The 255-nt window shown below is 64.7% G+C and carries 1 pseudogene; it reads right to left on the reverse strand.

Going from position 1 to position 255, the window contains the following annotated elements:
• Nucleotides 1-249 (reverse strand): annotated as a pseudogene (locus tag EOD29_RS33260) (penicillin-binding protein 1C); the annotation flags it as partial.
• Nucleotides 250-255: the final 6 nt, after the last annotated feature.

The raw sequence follows: 255 nt of genomic DNA on the forward strand, positions 1-255 counted from the left end.
GGCGATCAGCATGCGCAGGAATTGCGAATCGACCTCGGGGACCGTCGTTTTCAGCCGCCAGCGGCCTTCCGGCGTCGCGAAGGCACGCAACAATTGCCCGTCGGCATCCAGCACTTCGGCGGACACGGCATTCGCCCTGTCCAGAGGCGGCGGAAAGGCTTTGTCGGCGGCATCGAGCGCAAAAAGAGCCGCGCCGGCAAGAATGATGCCGGCAGCCGACCCGATCGCAAACTTGTGCCACCGCCTCATGGTTGC

The organism is Mesorhizobium sp. M1A.T.Ca.IN.004.03.1.1 (genome assembly GCF_003997555.1).
Lineage (GTDB): Bacteria > Pseudomonadota > Alphaproteobacteria > Rhizobiales > Rhizobiaceae > Mesorhizobium.